Raw genomic sequence first — 23,742 nt, 5'->3', positions numbered from 1 at the left:
CGTCAGGAGAGACCACCGTGACCACCGCCGAGACTGCGGCCGCGGGCCGCGAGCGCGGCGCCACCGTGTGGCTGACCGGCCTGCCCAGCGCGGGCAAGACCACCCTCGCGTTCGCGCTGGCCGAGCGGCTGCGCGCCGAGGGCCACCGGGTCGAGGTGCTGGACGGTGACGAGATCCGCGAGTTCCTCTCCAAGGGCCTGGGCTTCACCCGCGAGGACCGGCACACCAACGTCACCCGGATCGGCTTCGTCGCCGAGAAGCTGGCCGCCAACGGCGTCAAGGTGCTCGCCCCGGTGATCGCCCCGTTCGCCGACTCGCGCGCCGCGGTGCGCGAGCGGCACGCCGCCAACGGCACCGGGTTCCTGGAGATCCACGTCGCCACGCCGGTCGAGCTCTGCTCCGAGCGGGACGTCAAGGGCCTGTACGCCAAGCAGGCGGCCGGCGAGATCTCCGGCCTGACCGGGGTCGACGACCCGTACGAGGCGCCCGAGGAGCCGGAGCTGCGGCTCCAGACCCAGGGCCGGACGGTGGCCGAGTCCGCCGCCGAACTGCACGCCTTCCTGACCGAGAGGGGCTTGGCATGACCGTCACCACCCAGCGCCTGTTCCGGGCCGAGGACACGCCCTTCGCGCTGTCCCACCTGGACGCCCTCGAAGCGGAGTCGGTGCACATCTTCCGCGAGGTCGCGGGCGAGTTCGAGCGGCCGGTGATCCTGTTCTCCGGCGGCAAGGACTCCATCGTGATGCTGCACCTGGCGCTGAAGGCGTTCGCGCCCGCGCCGGTGCCGTTCGCCCTGCTGCACGTGGACACCGGGCACAACTTCCCCGAGGTGCTGGCCTACCGGGACCGCGCGGTCGCCAAGCACAACCTGCGGCTGCACGTCGCCGCGGTGCAGGACTACATCGACCGCGGCGTGCTGCGCGAGCGCCCGGACGGGCTGCGCAACCCGCTGCAGACCGTCCCGCTGCTGGACGGCATCGAGTCCAACAAGTTCGACGCCGTGTTCGGCGGCGGCCGCCGCGACGAGGAGAAGGCCCGCGCCAAGGAGCGCGTCTTCTCGCTCCGCGACGAGTTCGGCGCCTGGGACCCGCGCCGCCAGCGCCCCGAGCTGTGGTCGCTGTACAACGGCCGGCACGCGGCCGGCGAGCACGTCCGGGTCTTCCCGCTGTCCAACTGGACCGAGCTCGACGTGTGGCAGTACATCGAGCGCGAGGGCATCGAGCTCCCGGAGATCTACTACGCCCACGAGCGCGAGGTGTTCAAGCGCGACGGCATGTGGCTGACCGCCGGCGAGTGGGGCGGCCCGAAGGCCACCGAGCAGGTCGAGACCCGGCTGGTGCGCTACCGCACCGTCGGCGACATGTCCTGCACCGGCGCGGTCGACTCCGACGCCGACACCATCGAGGCCGTGATCACCGAGATCGCCGCCTCCCGCCTCACCGAACGAGGGGCGACGCGCGCCGACGACAAGATGTCCGAGGCCGCCATGGAAGACCGCAAGCGCGAGGGGTACTTCTAAGCAATGAGCACCACCCAGGAAGCAACCGCCACCTCGCTGCTGCGCTTCGCCACCGCGGGCTCCGTCGACGACGGCAAGTCCACGCTGGTGGGCCGGCTGCTGCACGACTCCAAGTCGGTGCTGGCCGACCAGCTGGAGGCCGTCGAGCACGCCTCCCGCCGGCGCGGCCAGGAGGCCCCCGACCTGGCGCTGCTGACCGACGGCCTGCGCGCCGAGCGCGAGCAGGGCATCACCATCGACGTGGCGTACCGCTACTTCGCCACCGCCCGGCGCCGGTTCATCCTCGCCGACACCCCCGGCCACGTGCAGTACACCCGCAACATGGTGACCGGCGCGTCCACCGCCGAGCTGGCCGTGGTGCTGGTCGACGCCCGCAACGGCGTGGTCGAGCAGACCCGCCGGCACGCCGCGGTCGCCGCCCTGCTGCGCGTCCCGCACGTGGTGCTGGCGGTCAACAAGATGGACCTGGTCGACTACGCGGAGCCGGTGTTCGCGGCCATCGCCGAGGAGTTCACCGCGTACGCGGCCTCGCTCGGGGTCAAGGACGTCGTGGCGGTGCCGATCTCGGCGCTGGCCGGCGACAACGTGGTCGAGCCCTCGGCCCACATGGACTGGTACGGCGGCCCGACGCTGCTGGAGCACCTGGAGACGGTGCCGGTCGGCACCGACCCGAGCGCCGAGCCGGCCCGCTTCCCGGTCCAGTACGTGATCCGGCCGCAGAGCGAGGAGTTCCACGACTACCGCGGCTACGCGGGCCAGCTGGCCTCCGGCGTGCTGCGGGTCGGCGACGCGGTGACGGTGCTGCCCTCGGGCCACACCTCCACCGTCGCGGCGATCGACGCGCTCGGCACCGCCACCGAGATCGCCTGGGCCCCGCAGTCGGTGACGGTCCGCCTCGCGGACGACATCGACATCTCCCGCGGCGACCTGATCGCGGCCGGCCGGGTGCCCGTCCCCACCAAGGACGTCGAGGCCACCGTCTGCCACCTGAACGAGCGTCCGCTGCACGTCGGCGCGAAGGTGCTGCTCAAGCACACCACCCGCACGGTGCGCGCCCTCGTCAAGGAGATCTCCTACCGGATCGACATCGACACCCTCGAACGGCGCTCCGGCGCCGAGGGGTTGAACGTCAACGACATCGGCCACGTGGTGCTGCGCACCGCCGAGCCGCTGGCCCTCGACGACTACACCGACAACCGCCGCACGGGCTCGTTCGTCCTGATCGACCCGTCCGACGGCACCACGCTCACCGCCGGCATGGCGGGTGAGGCGTTCGACACCGTCAGCACCACCGACGCACCTGACGCTCCGGAAGAGGAGGACTGGGTCTGATGCCCAGCGAGGCGTTCTCGGGCATGGACAAGGAAGGCGGCCGCATCGGCAGCGGCGTCCTCGGCAGCGGCCAGGGCGGCCTGACGCGATGTGGGGGCGGACAGGGGCGCTGAGCCCCTGTCACCGGGCCCGCACGCCGCCGTTCCTTCCCACAGCAGGCACGGCGGAGTCGGCCCGGCCCCGGCAGCACGTCAGGCGCACCCAGTGCGCGACCTTCCTTCTCTCTCGAACGGGACACCTCTCATGGCACCGAGCACCGAGCTCACCCATACCTCCGCACGCCCCCGCGCGGGCCGGATCAGACGCGCCGCCGTGGCGACCGTCGCCGTGCTGACCACCGCCGGCCTGCTGTCGGCCTGCTCCTACGGCTCCAAGAGCGACGACAGCGCCTCGGCCAAGCCGGCCGCGAGCGGCGCCAAGCTGTCCGCGGACACCGTGAAGATCGGCTACTTCGCCAACCTCACCCACGGCACCGCGCTGGTCGGCCTCAAGCAGGGCATCATCCAGCAGGAGCTGGGCGGCACCCAGATCAAGACCCAGGTCTTCAACGCCGGCCCGGCGGAGATCGAGGCGCTGAACGCCGGCTCGATCGACATCGGCTGGATCGGCCCCTCCCCCGCCATCAACGGGTTCACCAAGTCCGAGGGCAAGTCGCTGAAGATCATCAGCGGTTCGGCCTCCGGCGGCGTCAAGCTGGTCGTCAACCCGGACAAGATCAGCACCCTGGACGACCTCAAGGGCAAGAAGATCGCCACCCCGCAGCTCGGCAACACCCAGGACGTCGCCCTGCTCAACTACCTGGCGGAGAAGGGCTACAAGGTCGACGCCCAGACCGGCGACGGCGACGTGAAGGTGCTCCGCACCGACAACAAGGTCACCCCCGACGCGTACAAGTCCGGCTCCATCGACGGCGCGTGGGTGCCCGAGCCGACCGCCTCCAAGCTGGTCACCCTGGGCGCGAAGGTCCTGCTCAACGAGAAGGACGTCTGGCCGGACAAGAAGTTCGTCATCACCAACCTGATCGTCTCGCAGAAGTTCCTCAAGGAGCACCCGGACGTGGTGGAGGCCGTGCTGCGCGGCTCGGTGAAGACCAACGCCTGGATCAAGGCCAACTCGGCCCAGGCCAAGGACGTCGCCAACGCCCAGATCAAGGCCGACGCGGGCAACTCGCTGGACGCCGCGGTCCTCGACCCGGCCTGGCAGGACATCGACTTCATCGACGACCCGCTGGCGAGCACCCTGCAGGCCGAGGCCGACCACGCCGTCAACGCCGGGCTGCTCAAGAAGCCCAACCTGGCCGGGATCTACGACCTGAGCCTGCTCAACAAGGTGCTGAAGGAGAACAACCAGCCCGCCGTCGCCGACGCCGGTCTGGGCACCAAGTAAGTCCTCCCAGGCCCCGAGGTCCGCGCCCCGCGCCCGCCCAACCGATGCCCACTCACCGGGCGGGCGCGGGGCCGGACCCCGGACACCGATCCCCGCCCTGCCCGGAACCACACCCGCAGGAGGTGCCCGTGACCACGGCACTGACCACCTCGCCCGACGCCCCCGGCGCGGGCCGTCCGGACGGCGACACCGCCGTCCGGATCTCGCACGTGCACAAGACCTTCGGCCGCCCCGGCACCGCCGCACCGGTGCTGGAGGACATCTCCCTCACCGTCGCACCCGGCGAGTTCGTCACCCTGCTCGGCGCCTCCGGCTGCGGCAAGTCCACCCTGCTCAACCTGGTGGCCGGCCTGGACAAGCCGACCTCCGGCAGCATCGAGGTGCCCGGCGGCCGCCCCGCCCTGATGTTCCAGGACCACGCGCTGTTCCCCTGGCTCACCGCCGGCAAGAACATCGAGCTCGCGCTGCGGCTGGCCGGCGTCCCCAAGGAGGAGCGCCGCCCCGAGGCCGAGCGGCTGCTCGAACTCGTCCGCCTCCAGGGCTCGTACAAGAAGCGCGTCCACGAGCTGTCCGGCGGCATGCGCCAGCGCGTCGCGCTGGCCCGCTCGCTCGCCCAGGGCTCCCAGGTGCTCCTGATGGACGAGCCGTTCGCCGCGCTCGACGCCATCACCCGCGACGTCCTGCACGACGAGATCACCCGGATCTGGGCGGAGAAGCAGCTCGCCGTCCTGTTCGTCACCCACAACGTCCGCGAGGCCGTCCGCCTCGCCCAGCGCGTCGTGCTGCTCTCCTCCCGCCCCGGCCGGATCGCCAAGGAGTGGCGGATCGACCTGCCGCAGCCGCGCCGGATCGAGTCGGCCGGAGTCGCGGACCTGTCCATCGAGATCACCGAAGAACTGCGTGGGGAGATCCGCCGCCATGTCCAGCACTGACACCGCCGCCACTCCCCTCGCCAAGGACGCCGGGGCCGCCGAGTCCGCCAGCGTCGAGGCCGGCCTCGACGCCCTGGAGACCGTCCAGGAGCAGCGCACCCCGCTCTCCACCGTGCTGCGCCAGAAGGTCCTGCCGCCGATCCTCGGCGTGGTGCTGGTCCTGGCCGTCTGGCAGATCGCCTACAGCCTGGAACTCACCACCCCCGACAAGCTCCCCAGCCCCGCCGACGTCTGGGACTCGCTCACCGAACTCTGGTACGCCGGAACGCTGTTCTCGATCATCTGGACCAGCGTCTGGCGCGGCCTGTCCGGCTTCGTGCTCTCCGTCGTCATCGGCACCCCGATCGGCCTGCTGGTCGCCCGGGTCAAGCCGGTGCGGGCCGCGATCGGCCCGGTCCTCTCCGGCCTGCAGTCGCTGCCCTCGGTGGCCTGGGTGCCGGCCGCGATCATCTGGCTCGGCATCACCAACTCCGCGATGTACGCGGTGATCCTGCTCGGCGCCGTCCCGTCCGTCGCCAACGGCCTGATCAGCGGCATCGACCAGGTCCCGCCGATCTACCTGCGGGCCGGCCAGACCCTCGGCGCGACCGGCCTGCGCGGCGCCCGCCACATCCTGCTGCCCGCCGCCCTGCCCGGCTACCTGGCCGGGCTCAAGCAGGGCTGGGCCTTCTCCTGGCGCTCCCTGATGGCCGCCGAACTCATCGCCTCCTCCCCCGACCTGGGCCTCGGTCTCGGCCGGTACCTGGAGAACCAGCGCGAGTTCACCAACATGTCCGGCGTGCTGCTCGGCATCCTGCTGATCCTGTTCGTCGGCGTCGCCATCGACCTGCTGTTCTTCTCCCCGCTGGAGCGCCACGTCCTGCGCAGCCGCGGCCTCCTCGTCAACTCCCGCTGACCGCATGACCCCCCGCACCACACGCCCCACCCCCGCGCCCCCACCAGGGCGCGGGGCCCGACCGGACCCCGCCGCGCCCCGCCGGGAGCGCAGCGACCCGGCCCAGCCCGGCCCCCACGACGCATCCCGCTCGACCCCGCCGCCCCACCAGGGCCCCGGGGAACTGCGCGCCCCGGCAGGGCACTCCCCTCAGCCGGACCGCCAGGGTTCTCCCGCCACGCCCCGCCAGGAGCGCAGCGACCTGGCACCGCCCGGCCCCCACGACGAATCCCGCTCGACCCCGACGCCCCGCCAGGGGCCCGGGGAACTGCGCGCCGCGGCAGGACACCCCCCGCAGCCGGGCACCGCCGCCCCCGCGCGCCGGACGCCGCCGCCCGCTGCCGGTGCGCCCGCCCTCCCGCCGCTGCTGCTGCTCGCGCACGGCTCCCGGGACCCGCGCCACGCCGCGACCGTCGAGGCGCTCGCCGCCGCCGTCCGCGCCCTCGCGCCCGGTCTCGCCGTCAGCACCGCCTACCTGGACCACTGCGCGCCCCGCATCGCCCAGGTCGCCCCACGCCTCACCGACGCGATCGCCGTCCCGCTGCTGCTGAACCGCGCCTTCCACGCCAAGCACGACATCCCGGCCGCCCTGCGCGCCGCCGGTTCGGCGATCCCGGTCGCGGACGTCCTCGGCCCCTCCCCGCTGCTGCTGGACGCCCTGGACCGCCGCCTGGCCGAGACCGGTCTGGACGTCGCCGACCCGGCCGTCCGGGCCCGCACCGGCGTCGTGCTGGCCGCGGCCGGCTCCTCCGACCCGGCCGCCAACGCCACCACCCGCGCGGTGGCCGCCGAGTGGCGCCGCACCCGGGGCTGGGCCGCCGTCACCACCGCGCACGCCTCCGCCGCCCCGCCCACCGTCGAAGGCGCCCTCGCCGCGCTGCGCGCCACCCCGGCCGTCCGCGCCACCGCCGTCGCCCCCTACCTGCTGGCCCCGGGCCTGCTCCCCGACCGGATCGCCACCGCCGCGACGGCCCACGGCGCCGACCACCTCGCCCCGGTCCTCGGCGCCGCCCCCGAACTCGCCCGCCTGGTCCTCTCCCGCCACGCCGCAGCCGCCCTGGCCCGCCCCACCCGGACGTCCCGCACCGCCTGAGCGCGCCACCTCCGCCAGGCCCCGCCCCGGACCGTCCTCCTGCCCGCCGAACTCGCCGAACTCGTCGAACTCGTCGGCGCGGACCTGCACGAAGCCGTCACCCGGGAGCCCCGGAGCGACTTCGGGCCCGTTCCCGTCCCCGAGGCGACGGACCGGGGCCGTACCCGAACCGTTCTCCCGGTGCTCCGGGAACCGGCCGCCGCAGGGCCGTCCGAAGGCCGTCCGGTGACCGGAAACCTGGCGTTCCGTCAATTTCCGCGCGCGCCGGGCGAATCCACCAGCCGTTCGCGCACCCACGGGTCGGCGGCTTTCCGGGCCGCTTCCCGGCGGGCCGCCCGGAAGCGCTGCTCCAGGTCGCCGTGCGGGGCGTCCGCCCACCGCCAGGCGCCGACCGCGCAGACCTGCCGCAGGGGTTCGCCGTCCTCCAGTGCGGCGACCAGTTCCTGCTGGAGCCGCCGGCTCCCGCCCGCGACCGCCAGCACCTGGGCCAGCCAGCGCGGCGAGGAGGGGTCGTCGTCGGTCAGCAGCGCGTCCAGCACCGACCGGTAGTGGGTGCGGACCGCCGCCCGGTCCGCGGCCAGGTGCCGGTACGCGGCCTGCCGCTTGTGGCCGATCCGGTGGTACTGCTCGTAGCCGGCGGCCCGGGCGGCCAGCGCGGCGACCCGCGCGTCCGGCTCGATCCGGACCTCCAGCCCGAGCGCCGCCAGCAACGCGTCCAGCGCCGCTTCCTGCGCGTCCATCCGCGCGTCCCGTTCCATCCCGGTTCTCCTTCCCCGACCGACCGACCGGCCGACCAGCCGACCAGCCGGCCGACCGACCGACCAGCGATACTTGCAGGCGCGGGAATTTGCGCACTTCGCATAAGCTTGTCACCGGCAGGAGAGCAAGGACCGCCGACGAAGGGAGCCCCCGGCCATGACCCGCCCGGACCCAGGACTGGCGCACGGCTGGTGCGCCCTCACCGCCCTGCACGGCCGGATCGAGGCGCACGTCGAGCGCGCCCTGCAGGCCGGGCACGAGCTCAGCGTCCGCGAGTTCTCGGTGCTGGACGTGCTCTCCGACCAGCACGACGGCGACGGCGGCCACTTCCGGATGAACCAGCTCGCGGACGCGGTCGTGCTCAGCCAGAGCGCCACCACCCGCCTGGTCACCAGGCTGGAGGACCGCGGCCTGCTGGCCCGCTACCTGTGCCCGACCGACCGGCGCGGCATCTACACCAACGTCACCCCGGCCGGCCTCGACCTGCTGGCCGAGGCCCGTCCCACCAACGACCGGGCCCTCGCCGAGGCGCTCGACGGCGCCGAACTGCGCCCCGAGCTGGCCCCGCTGGTCACGGCCGTCCGGGCACTGTCCAAGCCCGCGGGGCCCTCCGGCGCCCTGACGGACCCTGCCGTCCCGGAGCCCACCGCCGTGCTGGAGCGCCCCACCGCGCCGAAGGGCTGAGCGCGCCCGCGCCCAGCCCTTCGGCGTCCGGCCGCACCGGCCGTCAGTCCGTCTTGCGGCGCTGGCGGCCGGTCCCGTAGTTGGAGCCGCTCTTCGCGCCGGAGCCCGGCTTCGCCCGGCCGGACGCCTTGCCGATGAAGCCCGCCGCCATCTGCGGGTTCCCGCCGCCGGGGCGCTGCTTGGGGCGGGGGCGGCGCGGGTTGCCGCTCATGTCGAGGTCCTTGGGCAGTCCGGCGTCGGCCCGCTTGGCCGGGCGGCGGCGCGCCTCGCCGTCCACCGGCTTGGCCCCGCCGCGCCCGCGGCCGCGGCCACGACCGCCGCCGCCCTCGCCGTTCGCCGCCGCGGGCTTCTCCTGGACCGGGGCGGCCGCCGTCGCGGGCACCGGCAGGGTCACGGCCACGCCGGAGGGGGTGCGGGCGCCGGTGATGCGCTTGAGGTCGCCGTCCTCGGGGCGGACCTTGGTGACGGTCGGCCGGATCCCGGCGATGCTCATCAGCCGGTTGACCTCGCGGCGCTGCTCGGGCAGCACCAGGGTGACGACGGTGCCGGACTCGCCGGCCCGGGCGGTGCGGCCGCCGCGGTGCAGGTAGTCCTTGTGGTCGATCGGCGGGTCGACGTTGACGACCAGGTCGAGGCCGTCGATGTGGATGCCGCGGGCGGCCACGTTGGTGGCGATCAGCGCGGTGACCTCGCCCTCGCGGAACTGGTCGAGGACCCGGTTGCGCTGCGGCTGCGACTTGCCGCCGTGCAGCGCCGCGGCGACCACGCCGTTGGCGCGCAGCTGCTTGGCCAGGCGGTCCGCGCCGTGCTTGGTGTGCACGAACATGATCACCCGGCCCTCGCGGGAGGCGATCCGGGCGGTGGTCTCGGCCTTGTCGGCGGGGTCGAGCTGGAGCAGGTGGTGGTCCATGGTGGTGACCGCCCCGGCCGACGGGTCGACCGAATGGGTGACCGGGTCGGTGAGGAAGCGGTTGACCAGCCGGTCCACGTTGCGGTCCAGGGTGGCGGAGAACAGCATCCGCTGCCCGCCCTCGGCGACCTGCTCCAGCAGCTTGACGACCTGCGGCAGGAAACCCATGTCGGCCATCTGGTCGGCCTCGTCGAGGACGGTGATCGCCACGTCCTCCAGGAACACGTCCCCGCGCTGGATCAGGTCGTCCAGTCGGCCGGGGGTGGCCACCAGCACCTCGGTGCCGCGCCGGACCTGGTTGGACTGCCGGGTGATCGACATGCCGCCGACCACGGTGGTGATCCGCAGGTTCAGCACCCCGGCGTACGGGGCGAGCGCCTCGGTGACCTGCTGGGCCAGCTCGCGGGTGGGCACCAGCACCAGGCCCAGCGGGCGGCGCGCGGTGGCCCGCTTGCCGTGGGTGCGCATCAGCAGCGGCAGGCCGAAGGCCAGCGTCTTGCCGGAGCCGGTGCGGCCGCGGCCGAGCACGTCGCGCCCGGCCAGCGCGTCCGGCAGCGTGGCGGCCTGGATCGGGAACGGCTCGGTGACGCCCTGCGCGCCGAGCTCCTTCAGCAGCCCGGCGGGCAGCTCCAGCTCGGCGAAGCTCGCCGCCGGCGGCCGGGACGGGGTGCCCTGCACGTGCGTGAAGTCCTCGGCGGGCGCGGGCGCGGCGGCACCGCGGCGCGGACGGCGCGGCTGCTCGGTGCGCGGCGCACCGCCGGTGCGGGGCCGGCCGCCGCGGGTGCGGGGCGCGTCGCCGCGGGACTGCTCGCCGCGGGGCTGGTCGGCACGGGACCGCCCGGTGCGGGGCTGGTCGGTGCGCGGACGGGACTGTTCGGGCATGCGTGTTCCACTCTCTGAGGGGCCGTCAGCCGGTGTGCACGGGCACGACGGGGCTGAACGATGAATCGGCCGCCGAAAGAGGGAGTGGGGGCCGCCCCGGCCGTCGGGCGGCATGAACGAGGGCCCGTACCCTGTGGAGGTACGGGCCCTCGCCTGCGACATCTAGGAGTCGGCGTGAGCCGGGACTCAGATGGGGCGGATGTTCTCGGCCTGCGGGCCCTTCTGGCCCTGCGTGACGTCGAACTCGACCTTCTGGCCCTCGATCAGCTCACGGAAGCCGGTCGACTGGATGTTCGAGTAGTGAGCGAAGACGTCGGCGCCGCCGCCGTCCTGCTCGATGAAGCCGTAGCCCTTTTCGCTGTTGAACCACTTCACGGTGCCGGTAGCCATAACCGTCTCCACTTTCACTGGGGCATTGGGACACACACCTCGTGCGCCCCACGTAGCCGCGATCCCCATCCGGAGACTAAACACCGGACAAAACAAATGCGCCTGTCGGTTGGAACCAGCAGGCGCACACACACGTTCATGGGAACCAATACTGCAACTGCTTCGACAATAGCACGTCGGGCCTCGTCAATGGCGGCAATGGTTGCGCTGGTCACACCGTGTTTCGCCGCCACGCGGAGGGGGCATGCGGTCCTCTCGGACCGCATGCCCCCGCGCACCGGGCCGCCGGCCTCCCGGCGCCCGCCGGATCAGGCCCGGCCGGCCGGCTCCGGCTCGCGCTCGCCGCCGCCGATCGACTCGGGGCCGTGGTCCGGCATCGCGCCGTGACCGGGCCACCACGCCTTCTTGCCGAGCAGCGCGGTGATGGACGGGGTGAAGAACATCGCCATCACGAAGGCCGCCAGCGCGATGCCGATGGACAGGGCGAAGCCCAGCTCGGCGAAGAGCACGTTGCCCGCCAGCATGAAGGTCGCGAAGGACGCCGCCAGGATGAAGCCCGCCGCCGCGACGGTCGGACCGGCGTGCCGCAGCGCCTCCTCGGCCGCCTTGCGCGGGCTGCGGCCCTCGCGGGCCTCCTCCCGCAGGCGGGCGATGATCAGGATGTTGTAGTCGGTGCCGATCGCCACCACGAACAGGTAGATGAAGATCGGCAGCATGAACATCAGACCGGGCTCGGAGCCGATCTTGAGGAAGGCCAGCGTGGTGGCGCCCAGGGTCGCCGCGAAGCCGAGGCCGACCGAGGCCATCAGGTACCAGGGAGCGACCACGCTGCGCAGCTGGAGGCCCAGGATCAGCAGGATCAGCAGACCCGCGACCGGGAAGACCAGCTTGTAGTCGTGGGTCATCGCCAGGTTGATGTCCTTGTAGACCGACGAGGTGCCGCCGATCAGCGCCTCGCTGCCGCTGGGGGCGGCGGCGTGCGCGGTGGAGCGCAGCTCGGTGATCGAGTCGATCGCCTCGTTGCTGGCCGCGGCGTCCTTCAGGGTCACCACGAAGTCGGCGGTGGTGCCGTCCTCGCTGGTCTTGTGCTCGGCAGCGACGCCGGCGACGCCGGGCACCTGGCCCAGCTTGGCGCCGAAGCCGTCCAGCGCAGCGGCGTCGAGCGGGCCGCCGCCCTTGTTCGCGGTGCTCAGGAAGACGTGCGTCGGGTCGGCGGCGCCGGCCGAGAAGCCCTTGCTGAGCGAGTCCATGACGACCATGGACTCCTTGTCCTTCGGCATCATGCTCTTGGCCATGTCGAAGGTGCCCTGGTAGCCGAGGCCGGCCAGCGAGAGGACCACCAGCACACCGCCGGAGAGCGCGGCGACCAGGCCCGGACGGCGGCCGACGGTCTTGCCCAGCTTGTGGAAGCGGGCGCCCTTCGGCTCCTCCATCCACTTCTTGCCGGGCCAGAAGGTGGCCTTGGCCGGGATGACGGCGAGCAGCGCCGGGGTCAGGGTGAGCGAGGCCAGCGCGGTGACGATGACCGAGATGGCCAGCGCCGGGCCGAGCGCGGTGAACATGCCCAGCTCGGAGAGGAGCAGCACGGCGAAGGCGACGGTGACCGCGCCGGCCGCCGAGGCGATCGCCTCGCCGACCCGGGCGACGCCGTTGGCCACGGCCGACCTGCGGTCGTCACCGGCCCGCAGTCGCTCGCGGTAGCGGAACATCAGGAACAGGAAGTAGTCGGTGCCGACGCCGAGGATCACCACGATCTGGATCGCGGAGGCGATGGGCGAGCTCTTCAGGTCGAACAGCTTGGTGACGAAGGCGATCAGGCCGCTGGCGGCGATCATCGGGAGCAGCGAGAGCAGCACCGGCAGCCAGCCGACCAGCACGCCGCGGAAGATCACGCCGACGATGACCACGATCAGCACCACGGTGGCGACCATGGTGATCGCGTCGGTGGCGCTGGAGGACTCCTTCTGGTCCAGCGCCATCGCGGCCTGGCCGCCGACCTGGAACTTCAGCGCGGTGCCCTCCGCGAGCTTCTTGCCCTCGGTGCGCAGTTCCTTGGCGGCGTCGCCGTACTCGTCGGTCTGCATCTTCGTCTTGTCGATGGAGACCATCGACATGGCGTAGTGCCCGTCCCGGGAGGTGCTCTTCTCCGACGGCGGGATGATCTGCTCGACCAGCTTGACGTGCTTGTCGGTCAGACCCTGGGTGACCTTGGCCATGTCGGCCTTGTCGGCGTCGGTCAGCGCGCCGCCGTCGGTGCGCTCGAACAGCAGGATGGCGCCCGGCGTGAACTCCGCCGGGAACTTCTCCTCCTGGAGGACCGAGGCCCGGATCGACTCGTAGTGCTTCGGCAGGAACTCTGACTCGTCGGTCGAGGCGCTCATCTTCGGGGCGAAGGAGACCAGGGCGAAGGAAGCGACCACCCAGGCGATGATCACCCACCAGGCCCGCTTGACGACGAAGTGTCCAAGTCGGTGGAACATGCTCGCAATGCCTCCTGGGCATGGTTCACCGCCGCCGGGGGACGGGAACCGGGCAACGGCTCGGACCGGCACGCGGGCCCGCGCAGGGCCTAGCCGGTCGGCAGGTAAGGACTAGTGGGCATTCTACGAGACCTTACTTGCCGCCCGGCAAGTGGGTTTCGGTTCCGCCCCCCAGGGGCGGCCACGGAGCCGGCCCCGCACTATCGTCACCCGGCCGCGGGCCCTCCCACCTCGTGCTCCGGGTGGAGATCGCTCCCCCTCAGGGTGGACACCGCACCGCACCCCAAGGAGGAGACCCCGACCCCCGGGGTGGGGTTAACCCCCTACTCACCCCTGGGGGCAGGTCCAGGGAGAAGCCGGTGACTAGCCGGATGGTTCGTCAGGGCCCGCTTTCCTAGCGTTGGTCGGGCCGCCGGAGCCCGCTCCCGCGGCCCACTGACCGGGGCGGCCACGGCCGTCCGACACCCCTGGGGGAACCAGCAGTGAAGCAGGGAATCGCCGCCACCATGGGCGCCTGGAGCGCCCGCCACCGAAAGACCGCGGTCTTCGGCTGGCTCCTGTTCGTCGTCCTCGCCTCCTTCCTCGGCGGCGTGCACGGCTCGGAGAAGGTCACCGAGTCGGAGTCGCTGCCCGGCCAGACCTCCCGGGCCGCCCGGATCCTGGACGACGCGGGCCTGAAGTCCCCGGCCTGCGAGACCGTGCTGGTCCAGAGCGCCGGCCTGACGGCCGACGACCCGGCCTTCCGGTCCACCGTCGAGCAGGTCTCGGCCGCCGTCCGGGCCACCGGCCGCACCAGCGAGCCGCTCAGCCCGTACGACACCGGCGCGGTCTCCGCGGACCGGCACTCGGTGCTGCTGCAGTTCACCGTCAACGGGGACGACCAGGAGGCCGCCGTCGCCAACGTGCCCGCCGTGATGGACGCGGTGGCCGGGGCGAAGGAGCGGCACACCGGCTTCGTGATCGAGGAGTACGGCGAGGCCAGCTCCGGCAAGTGGTTCGCCGACCAGTTCAAGGACGACTTCACGCGCGCCGAGTGGACGGCCGTGCCGCTCGCCCTGGGCATCCTGCTGATCGCCTTCGGGGCCGTGGTCGCCGCCGTGCTGCCGGTGGTCCTGGCGATCACCGCCTTCGTCGCCGCCGGCGGCCTGGTCGCCCTCGCCTCCGGCGCGCTGCACACCAGCGACAACGCCAGCTCGATGATGCTGCTGGTCGGCCTGGCCGTCGGCGTCGACTACTGCCTGTTCTACCTGCGCCGGGAGCGCGAGGAGCGGGCCGCCGGCCGCGACCACGCCACCGCGCTGCGGATCGCCGCCGCCACCAGCGGCCGGGCCGTCCTGGTCTCCGGCATCACCGTGGTGGTCGCGATGGCCGGCATGTTCCTCACCGGCATGGCCGACTTCCGGTCGATGGCCTTCGCCACCATCGTGGTCGTGGTCACCGCCGTGCTCGGCTCGCTGACCGTGCTGCCCGCCCTGCTCTCGATGCTGGGCGACCGGGTCGAGAAGGGCCGGCTGCCCTTCCTGCGCCGCTCGCGGCGCGCCGCCGGGGAGGGCGGCCGGTTCTGGAACGCGGTGCTCACCCCGGTGCTGCGCCGCCCGCTGGCCGCCGCCGTGCTCGCCACCGGCGTGCTGCTGGCGATCGCCGCGCCGCTGCTGACGATGCACACCGCGAACCTGACCTTCCAGCAGCAGCTGCCCGAGGGCAACGCCCTGGTCGCCACCTCCCAGCGGGTCGAGGCCGCCTTCCCCGGCACCCCCTCCCCCGCCACCGTGGTGGTCAGGGCCAGGGACATCACCTCCCCCGAGATGACCGCGGCCCTCGCCGACCTGCAGGCCCGCGCCCTCGCCACCGGGAAGATGCACGGCCCCACCGAGGTGAAGGTGCACGCCGAGCAGAACGTCGCGACGGTGGACATCCCGCTGTACGGCAGCGGCAACGACGCGACCTCGGTCGCCGCGCTGAAGGCCCTGCGCGAGGAGGTCGTGCCCGCCACGGTCGGCAGGGTGCCCGGCACCGAGGCGCCGGTCACCGGCAGCACCGCCGGGTCGGTCGACTTCAACCGGCAGATGTCCGACTCGCTGCTGCCGGTCTTCGGCTTCGTGGTCGCCTTCGCCTTCCTGCTGATGCTGCTCTCCTTCCGGTCGCTGACGGTCGCGCTGACCGCCGTCCTGCTCAACCTGCTCTCCATCGGCGCGGCCTACGGCGTGCTCGCGCTGGTCTTCCAGCACGGCGTCGGCGCCTCGCTGATCGGCACCGCGGGCGTCGGCGCGGTCGAGAGCTGGATCCCGCTGTTCCTGTTCGTGATCCTGTTCGGCCTCTCGATGGACTACCACGTCTTCGTGGTCTCCCGGATCAAGGAGGCCCGGGACCGCGGCCTGGGCACCGGGGCCGCCGTCGCCCACGGCATCCGCAGCACGGCCGGCGTGGTCACCAGCGCCGCGGTCATCATGGTCGGCGTCTTCGCGGTCTTCGGCACGCTCTCCATGCAGTCCATGAAGCAGATGGGCGTGGGCCTGGCCGTCGCCGTCCTGATCGACGCCACGGTGATCCGGGCCGTCCTGCTCCCCGCCGTGATGACCCTGCTCGGCGAGAAGAACTGGTACCTGCCGCGCTGGCTGCACTGGCTCCCCCGGATCGAGGCGGAGGGCCCGGTCGGCGGGCCGGCCGGGGCGGCCGCCGAACCGCTGCCCGTCGGCGCCGGCCGCTAGCGGGGCCGCGGGGGCGGGGCCCGGGGCGCGGCGGTTCCCCGGGCCCCGCCTGCACCGCCCACCGGGGATCCCCCCGACAATGAACGGGTGATCTTCGACGAACCGAGGGCGCTGGCCCTCCTGCAGGAGGCGTGCGCCCCGGCCGGGATCGACCCGGCCGGGGCCGTGCTGCTCGCGCTGGGGCAGAACGCCGTCTTCGAACTGCCCGCCGAGGGGCTGGTGGCCAAGGTCGGCCGCACCCCGGGGGACGCCGCCCGGGCCGAGCGCGAACTCGCGCTGGCGCGCTGGCTGGACGGCGCGGGCGTGCCGGTGGTGCGCCCGGCCGACGGCGGCGTGCGGGTGGTGCGGGAGCACCCCGTGACCTGGTGGCACCGGCTGGCCCCGGCCGTCCGCCCGGCCCGGCCGGTCGACCTGGCGCCGCTGCTGACCGCGCTGCACGCGCTGGGCCCGGCCCCGGTCCCGCTCGGGCGACGCGACCTGCTGGCCCCGGTGGACGCCTGGCTGGCCGCCGCCGAGGGGCACGTCGACCCCGCCGACACGGCCTTCCTCCGGCTCCGGAAGGAGACCTTTCTCACCGCGATCGCCGAACTGGCCCCGGCCCTGCCGCCCGGCCCGATCCACGGCGACGCGCTGCCGCGCAACGTGCACGTCACCCCGGACGGCCCGGTGCTGCTCGACCTGGAGTACATGGCCTCGGACCTGCGCGAGCACGACCTGGTGGTGCTGGCGCTCAGTCAGGACCGCTACGGCGTACCGGCCGAGGAGGTCGCCGCGTTCGACGCGGCCTACGGGTGGGACGTCCGCGACTGGCCGGGCTTCGCGGTGCTGCGCGGAGCCCGGGAGACCGCGAGCGCGGCGTGGGTGGCCCAGCAGGCGGCCGGGAACCCGGCCGCGGCGGCCGAGTTCCGCCGCCGGGTGGGCTCGCTGCGGGACGGAGCGACGGCAGTACGCTGGTTCGCGTTCTGACCGCTTAACTCCCGTTCTGCCCGCTTCCGTCCGATTGGCCGCCCCGCGGCGCGGCGTTCCGCGCCGCACTGTGACGCGGCCCACAACCGGACGGAACCACCCCGCTCGTACCTGGCGTCGTACCGGACGCCCCGCCCCGCGGCGGCCGGTACGACGTCAGGAGTCGCCCCATGGTGAAGGCCCGCATACCCGCCCCCCGACGTTCCCTCCTGCTCGGCGCCTCCGCGCTGCTCGGCACCTCGGCCCTGCTGGCCGGCTGCGCCGCGCAGGGCTCCCCCTCCGCGGCGGGGGACGCCGCGCACCGCTCGGTGGCACCGAGCGCGAGCACCACCGGCGCGGCGGGCGGGAGTTCCTCGGTGGCGGCCCGGCCGACACCCGGCGAGGGCGGCGAGAGCCCGGCCTCCCCCACCCGCAGCACCCCGGCCCCGTCCGCGAGCGGCACCTCCGCCTCCGCCGCGCCGTCCGCGTCCCCGTACGCGTCCCCGTCCGCCGCCCCGTCCGCGACCCGGACGGCGGCCCCCGTCCGGCCGAGCCCGAGCGGCACGCCCGGCACCGCCGCGCCGTCCACCCACGCACCGGCCACCGGCGTGCTGCGGCACACCGCCTCGGGCGGGCGGACGGTGGCGCTGACCTTCGACGACGGCCCGGGCCCGGCCACCGGCCGGGTGCTGGACCTGCTGGCGCAGTACGGCGCCAAGGCGACGTTCTGCGAGATCGGCGACAACGCGAAGACCCACCCGGCGGCGGTGCGGCGGATCCTCGCCGAGGGCCACCGGCTGTGCGACCACACCGTGGACCACCCGCAGCCGATGCACACCCAGAGCCACGAGCAGCAGGTCGCCGAGATCGGCGACGCCAAGGCCGACATCGAGAAGGCCGCGGGCAACGCCCCGGAGATCACCTGGTGGCGCGCCCCGGGCGGCGACTTCACCGCGGAGAACGAGCGGATCGGCGCCGACCTGGGGATGAAGTCGCTGGGCTGGACGGTCGACCCGCGCGACTGGTCGCGCCCGGGCGTGCAGGCGATCGTCTCCAACGTGCAGCAGAACCTCCGCCCGGGCGGGGTGGTGCTGATGCACGACGGCGGCGGCGACCGCAGCCAGACGGTGGCGGCGCTCGAACAGCTGCTGCCGTGGCTGGTCTCCCAGGGTTACGCCTTCGACTTCCCGCAGTCCTGACGGCCCGTCGGCGCGGCGCTCGGCGCGGCGCTCAGGAGGCGGCCTTGAGCGGCCAGCGCGGGTCGACCACGGCCGCCGGGTCCTTGCGGCGCAGCCAGTCCTGCAGGTCGGCGGCCCAGCTGCGGTACCAGTCGACCTGCCGCCGGTGCAGTTCGTCCAGCGGCAGGTCGCCGGCCTGGTCCGGGTACCGGTGGCCGAGGGCGACGGCGACCCGGACGGCGGCCAGCGCGTCGCTGCCGGCCTCGTGCGCGTCGCGCAGTTCGACGCCGTAGACCTCGCAGACCCGCTGCAGGGTGCGCGAGCCCTTGCGGTACTTGTCCAGGGCGCGGTCGACGACCATCGCGTCGACCACCGGGCCGACCGGGCCGCCGAGGCGCTCGGCCAGCGTGGGCAGGCCGTGCCGGCGCAGTTCGGCGTCGAGCAGGGAGAGGTCGAAGGGGGCGTTGAAGGCGACCACGGGGCGCCCGGCGGCGAGCCGCTCGGCCAGGGCGGTGGCGATCTCCTCGATCGCCGCCGCGGCGGGGCGGCCGTTGGCGCGGGCCTCGGCGTCGGTGATGCCGTGGATGGCGGCGGCCTCGGCGGGTATCGGCACGCCCGGGTCGAGCAGCCAGGTGGTGGCGCCCTGCACGCCGCCGCCGAGGGTGTCGACCACGGCGGCGGTGACGATCCGTGACTCCTCCGGGTCGGTGCCGGTGGTCTCCAGGTCGAAACCGGTGAGCGGCCCCTTCCACCAGGTCATGGGGTGTGTCCTTCCGTCAGCACTGCCAAGGTGCGTCCATCATCGCGCGCCGCAGTGACAGCGCCAGGGCGCGTCTGCCCCTCGGACGGGCCGGTACGCGCCCGCCGGGCGGCCCGGTGCGGGTTCAGGAGACCGGCCGGGAGTCGCCCCACAGCCCCTCGAACTCCTCGCGGTAGACCTCCAGCAGCCCGGGCTCGGTGCCGCCGGACTCCTGCCCGGCGCCGCCGCGCAGCACCAGCGCGGGCGACTCGATGCCGCGCGCCTTGCGCAGGTACGGCTGGACCACGCCGAGGTCGGTGGAGCGGCGGCGCCCGCCGGCGCCGGTGGTGCGCTGGCCCTCGACCAGGTACGCGGTGAACCGGGGCAGTTCGTCGAACACCCGGATCTCGAAGCTGCCCTGGTCGCGCAGCCGGGCCCGCACCCGCCGCACGTGCATGATGTTCATCTCCACGGCGCGCCCCAACTCGCCGCGCCCGATGCCCAGTTCGCGCTCGCGCCGGCGTACCGCGCTGCTGGCCGGGTTGAGGAACAGCAGCCGCACCCGGCAGCCGTCGGAGGCGAGCTTGACCAGCCGCTTGCCGGTGTAGTTCTGGCAGAGCATGCCCAGGCCGATGCCGACCGCGTCGAGCCGCCGGGCGCCGTCGAGCAGGTCCTCGACCGGCAGGTCGCGCTGCAGCCGGACCCGGTCGGGGTGGACGGCGACCACGTCGGCGTACCGCCCGGCCACGAGTTCCTCGACCACGTCGGCGGGGACGCCGCCGTGCGCGCCGTCGAGCAGGGCGAGCAGCCGGGCGGCGGCCCGCTCGGTCTGGTCGAGGACGGTCTGCGACAGGGCCCGGTTGCGGGAGACCACGTGCCGGGCGACCTCCAGTTCGTCCAGGGCCAGCTCGACCTCCCGGCGGTCCACCAGGTGCGGTTCGAAGCACGGCCAGTGCTGCACCATCAGTTCGCGCAGCTGCGGCAGGGTGAGGAAGACCAGCGGGTCGTCGTCCAGCGGGTCCAGCAGGTAGCCCTTGCGGCGGGAGACCTCGCGGACGGCGGCGGCCCGGTGCACCCACTCCTCGCCGGCCGGTCCGGCGGCGGCGGTGACCCACTCCTCGCCGTGCGCGGGCGCGTAGACCGGGCGCAGCACCTCGTCGACCAGGGCGCGCATCCGCTGCTCGACCAGGTTGAGCCAGACGTAGGCGCGGCCGGTCAGCCGGACCCGGCGGTAGGCGTCCTCCCACTGCTCGGCGGCCCAGGCGGGCGGCATCCCCTCCAGCGGGCCGCTCTGCGGGGGCAGCGGGCCGCGGCCGCCGCGGACGATCAGCGTGGGGGCCTCGCTGCTCCCGGCCCGCGGGTCCGTGCCGTCGCCGCCGGCGGGGAACCCCATCCGCTACCTCACCTCTCGTCCGTCCCCCGCGGGTGACGGTGCGTCCGCTGTTTCGCTCCACCGCGGCGGCCCTGGTCGCACGCCGCACGGGCCCGGGGCTCGCGGTCCGGACGATCAAGGGTATCGCCCGCCGCCGCCGGGCCGCAGCCCTCTTGACAGCAAGCGGACCGGCTCCCGACGGTGCGTCACCGTCCGACCGCGCCACGCCGACGGGCCGGGCCGTCAGGACACCCGTTCGGGCGAACCACGGGCGAATGGGCGGGGAGTTCCGGCCCCCGCCGGGGAGTATGCGCAATGTGCCGTGCGTCACGCCGCTGCCGCCCCGCACATGGCCGGGCGCTCCGCCGGGAATCCCCCGTGGGAGCGCCAGTTCGCGTCTTGCGCAAGGAAGTTGGGGTCTCATGCAGGTCTGGCCGGGGCAACCGTATCCGCTCGGCGCCACCTACGACGGTGCGGGCACGAACTTCGCCGTGTTCTCGGAGAGCGCGCACCGGATCGAACTCTGCCTGCTCGCCGAGGACGGCACCGAGACGGTGGTCGAGCTCCGCGAGACCGACGCCTTCGTCCGGCACGCCTACCTCCCGGGCGTGCAGCCCGGCCAGCGCTACGGCTTCCGGGTGCACGGCCCGTACCAGCCGGGCCTGGGCCAGCGGCACAACGCCTCGAAGCTGCTGCTCGACCCGTACGCGAAGGCGATGAGCGGGAACATCGACTGGGACGAGTCGGTGTACGGCTACCACTTCGGCGCGCCCGAGCGCCGCAACGACCTGGACTCGGCGCCGCACACCATGCACTCGGTGGTGATCAACCCGTACTTCGACTGGGGCACCGACCGGCCGCCGCGCACCGACTACCACCGCACCGTGCTGTACGAGGCGCACGTGAAGGGCCTGACCAAGCGGCACCCGGGCATCCCGGAGGAGATCCGCGGCACCTACGCGGGCCTGGCCCACCCGGCGGTGATCGAGCACCTGGCGAAGCTGGGCGTGACCGCGATCGAGCTGATGCCGGTGCACCAGTTCGTCCGCGACCACCGGCTGCGCGACCTGGGGCTGTCCAACTACTGGGGCTACAACACGGTCGGCTTCTTCGCCCCGCACTCCTCGTTCTCCTCCACCGGCGACCGCGGCCAGCAGGTGCAGGAGTTCAAGTCGATGGTGAAGGCGCTGCACGCGGCCGGGATCGAGGTGATCCTCGACGTGGTCTACAACCACACCGCGGAGGGCAACCACCTGGGCCCGACGCTCTCCTTCCGCGGCCTGGACAACGCCTCCTACTACCGGCTCGCCAAGGACCAGCGCTTCTACGAGGACACCACCGGCACCGGCAACTCGCTGCTGATGCGCAGTCCGCACGTGCTCCAGATGATCATGGACTCGCTGCGCTACTGGGTCACCGAGATGCACGTGGACGGCTTCCGCTTCGACCTGGCCGCCACGCTGGCCCGGCAGTTCCACGAGGTCGACCGGCTCTCCTCGTTCTTCGACCTGGTCCAGCAGGACCCGGTGGTCTCCCAGGCCAAGCTGATCGCCGAGCCCTGGGACCTCGGCGAGGGCGGCTACCAGGTCGGCAACTTCCCGCCGCTGTGGACCGAGTGGAACGGCAAGTACCGGGACACCGTCCGCGACTTCTGGCGCGGCGAACCCGCCACGCTGGCCGAGTTCGGCTCCCGGCTGACCGGCTCCTCCGACCTCTACCAGGACGACGGCCGCCGCCCGATCGCCTCGATCAACTTCGTCACCTGCCACGACGGCTTCACGCTGCGCGACCTGGTCTCCTACAACGACAAGCACAACGAGGCCAACCACGAGGACAACCGGGACGGCGAGTCGCACAACCGCTCCTGGAACTGCGGCGCCGAGGGCGACACCACCGACCCGGCCGTCCTGGACCTGCGGGCCCGCCAGCAGCGCAACTTCGTCGCCACCCTGATGCTCTCCCAGGGCGTCCCGATGCTCTGCCACGGCGACGAGGCCGGGCGCACCCAGCGCGGCAACAACAACGCCTACTGCCAGGACTCCGAGCTCACCTGGGTCGACTGGGCCGGCGCCGACGCCTCCCTGCTGGAGTTCACCCAGGGCATGATCTGGCTGCGCCGCGACCACCCGGTCTTCCGCCGCCGCCGCTTCTTCCACGGCCGCCCGGTCTCCGGCACCCACGACGACCTCACCGACATCGCCTGGTTCACCCCCGCCGGCGAGGAGATGACCAAGCGGGACTGGTCCACCACCTACGCGAAGTCGCTGACCGTCTTCCTCAACGGCAACGCCATCTCCGAGCCGGACCGCCGCGGCGGCAAGATCGTCGACGACTCCTTCCTGCTGATGTTCAACGCCCACTTCGAGCCGCTCGCCTTCACCGTCCCCGCCGACCACGGCGAAGCCTGGCAACTCGTCGTCGACACCTCCCTCCCCACCCTCCCCCCGCGCGGCACCGGCCCCCGCGTCAAGGCCGGCGACACGCTGCGCCTGCCGGACCGCGCCCTGGTGGTCCTCCAGCGCCCCGCGTAGGCCCCCGCGCTCCGGTTCGTCCCCGACCTTCGGGTCTGGGGGCGCTCCGGCGCGGGTACCTCCCCCTCAGGGTGAAACCGCAGATCAGAGGGGGTACGAAGTGTCTCGTCGGTGGTTGGTGACCGGATGTTCGTCGGGGTTGGGGCTGGCGCTCGCGCGGGCGGTGGCGGCGGGCGGGGACAGGATCGTGGCGACCAGCCGGGGGGCCTCGCCGCTGGACGCGCTGGCGGCGGAGTTCCCGGGGCGGGTGGTGCCGGCCCGGCTGGAGCTGCGCAGCGCGGCGGACTGCGCGGCGGTGGTGGAGCTGGCGCGGGAGCGCTTCGGCGGGGTGGACGTGCTGGTGAACAACGCGGGGGTGGGCCTGTTCGGGGCGGTGGAGGAGGTCTCGGACGAGGAGCTGCGCGAGCAGCTGGAGGTGCTGGCGGTGGCGCCGTGGCGGCTGGCGCGGCTGGTCCTGCCGGTGATGCGGGCGCAGGGCGGCGGCCACGTGGTGAACGTCTCCTCGGTGGGCGGCCGGATGGCCTTCCCGGGGCTGGGGGCGTACGTGGCGGGGAAGTTCGCGCTGGAGGGGATGAGCCTGGCGCTGGCGGCGGAGGCCGCGCCGTTCGGGGTGCGGGTGACGGTGGTGGAGCCGGGCGGTTTCGCCACCTCGTACGGGAGTTCGCTGGCCGAGACGGCGGTGAAGCTGCCGGAGTACGGGGCGACGCTGGAGCCGATGCACCTGGCGCTGCGCGGCATGGCGGGGGACGCCGGGCTGAACCGGCCGGAGGCGTTCGCGGAGCTGGTGCTGCGGGCCGTCGCGGCGCCGGCCGGGCCGGTGCGGGTGCCGGTGGGGCCGGACGCGTACGCGATGGTGGAGGCGGCGCTGACCGGGGCGGCGGCGGAGCTGGCGGCGGCCCGGGCGCTGGCGGGCGAGGGGGCGCCGGAGCCCGATCCGGTGTGAGCGGGGCCCGTTCGGCGCAGTGCGG

The 23,742-nt window shown here is 73.6% G+C and carries 19 protein-coding genes; 13 read left to right on the top strand and 6 right to left on the bottom strand.

All coding sequences use genetic code 11. The annotated features are described in order from the left end of the window. Positions 1-17 precede the first annotated feature (17 nt). The 7 genes from cysC (at position 18) to ABD345_RS11425 (ending at position 7,196) form a co-directional block, all read left to right on the top strand. Complete coding sequence (cysC, locus tag ABD345_RS11455; protein WP_344551874.1) at positions 18-584, top strand: adenylyl-sulfate kinase; 567 nt, start codon at positions 18-20, stop codon at positions 582-584. Continuing rightward, positions 581-1,519 carry a sulfate adenylyltransferase subunit CysD gene (gene cysD / locus ABD345_RS11450; RefSeq protein WP_344551873.1) on the top strand — a complete coding sequence of 313 codons (939 nt, stop codon included), beginning with the start codon at positions 581-583 and terminating at the stop codon, positions 1,517-1,519. The genes cysC and cysD overlap by 4 nt, the downstream gene beginning before the upstream one ends. Before the next feature lie 3 nt (positions 1,520-1,522). After that, positions 1,523-2,851, top strand: a complete 1,329-nt coding sequence (locus ABD345_RS11445) for a sulfate adenylyltransferase subunit 1 (protein WP_344551872.1) — start codon at positions 1,523-1,525, stop codon at positions 2,849-2,851. Between the two features lie 312 nt (positions 2,852-3,163). After that, positions 3,164-4,237, top strand: a complete 1,074-nt coding sequence (locus ABD345_RS11440) for an ABC transporter substrate-binding protein (RefSeq protein ID WP_344551871.1) — start codon at positions 3,164-3,166, stop codon at positions 4,235-4,237. Between the two features lie 128 nt (positions 4,238-4,365). Then, positions 4,366-5,169, top strand: coding sequence for an ABC transporter ATP-binding protein (locus tag ABD345_RS11435; RefSeq protein WP_380272854.1), 804 nt, complete (start codon positions 4,366-4,368; stop codon positions 5,167-5,169). Further along, a complete protein-coding gene (locus ABD345_RS11430) occupies positions 5,156-6,064 on the top strand; it encodes an ABC transporter permease (RefSeq protein WP_344551870.1) in 909 nt (302 codons plus the stop codon). Before ABD345_RS11435 ends, ABD345_RS11430 begins: the two co-directional genes overlap by 14 nt. Before the next feature lie 403 nt (positions 6,065-6,467). Next, on the top strand, positions 6,468-7,196 hold the full coding sequence (locus ABD345_RS11425) for a sirohydrochlorin chelatase (protein ID WP_344551948.1): 729 nt from the start codon (positions 6,468-6,470) through the stop codon (positions 7,194-7,196). A 248-nt stretch (positions 7,197-7,444) separates the two neighbouring features. Here the strand turns inward: ABD345_RS11425 and ABD345_RS11420 are convergent, their stop codons facing one another. Then, the gene (locus ABD345_RS11420) at positions 7,445-7,954 is read right to left on the bottom strand and encodes a hypothetical protein (protein ID WP_344551869.1); all 510 of its coding nucleotides are present in this window, start codon (positions 7,952-7,954) and stop codon (positions 7,445-7,447) included. Between the two features lie 157 nt (positions 7,955-8,111). On the opposite strand from ABD345_RS11420, the gene ABD345_RS11415 reads away from it, so the two are divergent. Beyond that, positions 8,112-8,639, top strand: a complete 528-nt coding sequence (locus ABD345_RS11415; RefSeq protein ID WP_344551868.1) for a MarR family winged helix-turn-helix transcriptional regulator — start codon at positions 8,112-8,114, stop codon at positions 8,637-8,639. 43 nt (positions 8,640-8,682) lie between these two features. Here the strand turns inward: ABD345_RS11415 and ABD345_RS11410 are convergent, their stop codons facing one another. From ABD345_RS11410 to ABD345_RS11400, 3 genes are all read right to left on the bottom strand, one after another. Beyond that, on the bottom strand, positions 8,683-10,431 hold the full coding sequence (locus tag ABD345_RS11410) for a DEAD/DEAH box helicase (protein ID WP_344551867.1): 1,749 nt from the start codon (positions 10,429-10,431) through the stop codon (positions 8,683-8,685). A gap of 186 nt (positions 10,432-10,617) precedes the next feature. After that, positions 10,618-10,821 (bottom strand): cold-shock protein, encoded by a 204-nt coding sequence (locus tag ABD345_RS11405; protein WP_014135140.1) that lies wholly within the window; start codon positions 10,819-10,821, stop codon positions 10,618-10,620. 308 nt (positions 10,822-11,129) lie between these two features. Then, positions 11,130-13,301, bottom strand: a complete 2,172-nt coding sequence (locus tag ABD345_RS11400) for an MMPL family transporter (protein WP_344551866.1) — start codon at positions 13,299-13,301, stop codon at positions 11,130-11,132. Between the two features lie 506 nt (positions 13,302-13,807). Here ABD345_RS11400 and ABD345_RS11395 point away from each other — a divergent pair. The 3 genes from ABD345_RS11395 to ABD345_RS11385 all read left to right on the top strand — a co-directional run bounded on the left by ABD345_RS11395 (position 13,808) and on the right by ABD345_RS11385 (position 18,153). Beyond that, a complete protein-coding gene (locus tag ABD345_RS11395) occupies positions 13,808-16,009 on the top strand; it encodes an MMPL family transporter (protein WP_344551947.1) in 2,202 nt (733 codons plus the stop codon). 87 nt (positions 16,010-16,096) lie between these two features. Beyond that, on the top strand, positions 16,097-16,975 hold the full coding sequence (locus tag ABD345_RS11390; RefSeq protein WP_380272862.1) for a phosphotransferase enzyme family protein: 879 nt from the start codon (positions 16,097-16,099) through the stop codon (positions 16,973-16,975). A gap of 170 nt (positions 16,976-17,145) precedes the next feature. Further along, positions 17,146-18,153, top strand: a complete 1,008-nt coding sequence (locus ABD345_RS11385; RefSeq protein ID WP_344551865.1) for a polysaccharide deacetylase family protein — start codon at positions 17,146-17,148, stop codon at positions 18,151-18,153. Positions 18,154-18,184: 31 nt separating this feature from the next. On the opposite strand, the gene ABD345_RS11380 is transcribed toward ABD345_RS11385, so the two are convergent. After that, positions 18,185-18,892: an exonuclease domain-containing protein gene (locus ABD345_RS11380; protein WP_344551864.1), complete on the bottom strand. Its 708-nt coding sequence runs from the start codon at positions 18,890-18,892 to the stop codon at positions 18,185-18,187. A gap of 124 nt (positions 18,893-19,016) precedes the next feature. Continuing rightward, on the bottom strand, positions 19,017-20,264 hold the full coding sequence (locus tag ABD345_RS11375) for an SAV2148 family HEPN domain-containing protein (protein ID WP_380272865.1): 1,248 nt from the start codon (positions 20,262-20,264) through the stop codon (positions 19,017-19,019). Positions 20,265-20,665: 401 nt separating this feature from the next. Here ABD345_RS11375 and glgX point away from each other — a divergent pair, with 401 nt between their 5' ends. Both glgX and ABD345_RS11365 read left to right on the top strand, forming a co-directional pair. After that, positions 20,666-22,774 (top strand): glycogen debranching protein GlgX, encoded by a 2,109-nt coding sequence (glgX, locus tag ABD345_RS11370; protein WP_344551863.1) that lies wholly within the window; start codon positions 20,666-20,668, stop codon positions 22,772-22,774. A gap of 100 nt (positions 22,775-22,874) precedes the next feature. Next, positions 22,875-23,717 carry an SDR family oxidoreductase gene (locus ABD345_RS11365; RefSeq protein ID WP_344551862.1) on the top strand — a complete coding sequence of 281 codons (843 nt, stop codon included), beginning with the start codon at positions 22,875-22,877 and terminating at the stop codon, positions 23,715-23,717. Positions 23,718-23,742 lie beyond the last annotated feature (25 nt).

This window comes from Kitasatospora saccharophila (genome assembly GCF_039529925.1).
GTDB classification, from domain to species: domain Bacteria; phylum Actinomycetota; class Actinomycetes; order Streptomycetales; family Streptomycetaceae; genus Kitasatospora; species Kitasatospora saccharophila.
This window is presented reverse-complemented; position numbering and strand designations above follow the sequence as displayed.

What these genes read in the sequence shown, in the direction of transcription:
- glgX (WP_344551863.1), top strand. Translation starts at nt 20,666, where the DNA reads ATGCAGGTCTGGCCGGGGCAACCGTATCCGCTCGGCGCCACCTACGAC.
- ABD345_RS11375 (WP_380272865.1), bottom strand. Translation starts at nt 20,264, where the DNA reads ATGGGGTTCCCCGCCGGCGGCGACGGCACGGACCCGCGGGCCGGGAGC.
- ABD345_RS11415 (WP_344551868.1), top strand. Translation starts at nt 8,112, where the DNA reads ATGACCCGCCCGGACCCAGGACTGGCGCACGGCTGGTGCGCCCTCACC.
- ABD345_RS11445 (WP_344551872.1), top strand. Translation starts at nt 1,523, where the DNA reads ATGAGCACCACCCAGGAAGCAACCGCCACCTCGCTGCTGCGCTTCGCC.
- ABD345_RS11405 (WP_014135140.1), bottom strand. Translation starts at nt 10,821, where the DNA reads ATGGCTACCGGCACCGTGAAGTGGTTCAACAGCGAAAAGGGCTACGGC.
- ABD345_RS11395 (WP_344551947.1), top strand. Translation starts at nt 13,808, where the DNA reads ATGGGCGCCTGGAGCGCCCGCCACCGAAAGACCGCGGTCTTCGGCTGG.
- cysD (WP_344551873.1), top strand. Translation starts at nt 581, where the DNA reads ATGACCGTCACCACCCAGCGCCTGTTCCGGGCCGAGGACACGCCCTTC.
- ABD345_RS11410 (WP_344551867.1), bottom strand. Translation starts at nt 10,431, where the DNA reads ATGCCCGAACAGTCCCGTCCGCGCACCGACCAGCCCCGCACCGGGCGG.
- ABD345_RS11420 (WP_344551869.1), bottom strand. Translation starts at nt 7,954, where the DNA reads ATGGAACGGGACGCGCGGATGGACGCGCAGGAAGCGGCGCTGGACGCG.
- ABD345_RS11400 (WP_344551866.1), bottom strand. Translation starts at nt 13,301, where the DNA reads ATGTTCCACCGACTTGGACACTTCGTCGTCAAGCGGGCCTGGTGGGTG.
- ABD345_RS11385 (WP_344551865.1), top strand. Translation starts at nt 17,146, where the DNA reads ATGGTGAAGGCCCGCATACCCGCCCCCCGACGTTCCCTCCTGCTCGGC.
- ABD345_RS11430 (WP_344551870.1), top strand. Translation starts at nt 5,156, where the DNA reads ATGTCCAGCACTGACACCGCCGCCACTCCCCTCGCCAAGGACGCCGGG.
- ABD345_RS11380 (WP_344551864.1), bottom strand. Translation starts at nt 18,892, where the DNA reads ATGACCTGGTGGAAGGGGCCGCTCACCGGTTTCGACCTGGAGACCACC.